The organism is Mycolicibacterium houstonense (assembly GCF_900078665.2).
Taxonomy (GTDB): domain Bacteria; phylum Actinomycetota; class Actinomycetes; order Mycobacteriales; family Mycobacteriaceae; genus Mycobacterium; species Mycobacterium houstonense.
In genome coordinates, this window is the sequence record NZ_LT546207.1 from 1,495,708 (window position 1) to 1,497,499 (window position 1,792).

The window sequence follows — 1,792 nt, forward strand, 5'->3', positions numbered from 1 at the left end:
GTGCTGTATTTCACGCCGCTGATGTCGGCCCGCACGGTCGCGGTCAACGGCGTGGCCGCGGTGCCCCAGGAGCAGGTGCTGGCGGCCGCGGCGGTGGCACCGGGCACGCCGCTGTTGCAGATCAACACCGACGCGGTGGCCGAGCGCGTGGCCACCATCCGGCGGGTCGCGACGGCCCGGGTGCAGCGCGAGTATCCGTCGACGTTGCAGATCACCGTGGTCGAGCGGGTGCCGGTCGTGGTCAAGGACTATCCGGACGGCCCGCATCTGTTCGACCGCGACGGTGTCGATTTCGCCACCGAACCGCCGCCGCCCACGCTGCCGTACCTGGATGCGGACAACCCTGGCCCGACGGATCCGGCCACCAAGGCCGCGCTCGAGGTGATGCTGGCCCTGCCTCCGGATGTCGTCGCGCAGGTCGGCCGGATCGCCGCGCCCTCGGTCGCGTCGATCGCGCTGACGCTGACCGACGGCCGGGTCGTGGTGTGGGGGACCAACGACCGGACCGACGAGAAGGCGCTGAAACTGGCGGCGCTGCTGACCCAGCCGGGCCGCACGTACGACGTGTCGAGTCCAGACCTGCCCACTGTCAAGTAGATCCGGCGGAAATTGCCGCGCGGCGCGTCGGCGCGCCTGCCGCGATCCCTGGCGTTGGCCCCCTACCGTTCTGTTTGCGCGGAACTACTTGACATAACTCTAAGCCTATGGTTGAGGTTGAGAGTTTGCCCTCGGGAAGATTCAGCGTCAGGAGCACTGTGAACACCCGACTTGGGAGGAAGACGATCCATGACCCCCCCGCATAACTACCTCGCGGTAATCAAGGTGGTTGGTATCGGCGGCGGCGGTGTCAACGCCGTCAACCGGATGATCGAACAGGGCCTCAAGGGCGTTGAGTTCATCGCGATCAACACCGACGCACAGGCACTGCTGATGAGTGACGCCGACGTCAAGCTCGACGTCGGCCGTGACTCCACCCGTGGCCTCGGCGCCGGGGCGGACCCCGAGGTGGGCCGGAAGGCCGCCGAGGACGCCAAGGACGACATCGAGGAGCTGCTGCGCGGCGCCGACATGGTGTTCGTCACNCTGCGGCCGGTGGTGCTGGCCAAGCTCATGGCCGGTTACACCACGTTGATGGTGACGGGCACGCACGGCAAGACCACCACCACGTCGATGCTCATCGTGGCATTGCAGCACTGCGGGTTCGACCCCTCGTTCGCCGTGGGTGGCGAATTGGGCGAAGCGGGCACCAACGCCCATCACGGCAGCGGTACCTGCTTTGTCGCCGAGGCCGACGAGAGTGACGGCTCGCTGCTGGAGTACACCCCGAATGTCGCGGTGGTCACCAACATCGAGGCCGATCACCTGGATTTCTTCGGGAGCGAGCAGGCGTACACCGAGGTGTTCTCCGCATTCGTCGACCGCATCGCCCCCGGTGGCGCCCTGGTGGTGTGCACCGATGATCCGGGCGCAGCGGCATTGGCCGAACACACCGACTCCCTGGGCATCCGGGTGCTGCGGTACGGCAGCGTGGGCGAGGGCCTCGCCGGAACCTTGTTGAGCTGGGAACAGCAGGGCACCGGGGCGGTGGCCCACATCCAGCTCGCCGGAGAGCCGCATCCGCGCGCGATCCGGCTCGCGGTGCCGGGCAGGCACATGGCGCTCAACGCGCTGGCCGCACTGCTGGCCGCCATCGAAGTGGGTGCGCCGGCCGAGACGGTGCTCGACGGGCTGGCCGGATTCGAGGGCGTGCGAAGGCGTTTCGAGTTGGTGGGCTCGCTCGGCGGCGTCCGGG

1 protein-coding gene and 2 pseudogenes are annotated in these 1,792 nt (G+C 68.3%); all 3 read left to right on the forward strand.

The window, feature by feature from the left end:
* Positions 1-597, forward strand: a 597-nt coding sequence (locus BN4332_RS07510) for a cell division protein FtsQ/DivIB (RefSeq protein ID WP_160110818.1), incomplete at its 5' end; no start/stop codon positions are given.
* Positions 598-864: 267 nt separating this feature from the next.
* Positions 865-1,023, forward strand: a pseudogene (locus BN4332_RS35390) (cell division protein FtsZ); the annotation flags it as partial.
* A 54-nt stretch (positions 1,024-1,077) separates the two neighbouring features.
* Positions 1,078-1,792 (forward strand): annotated as a pseudogene (locus BN4332_RS07515) (Mur ligase family protein); the annotation flags it as partial.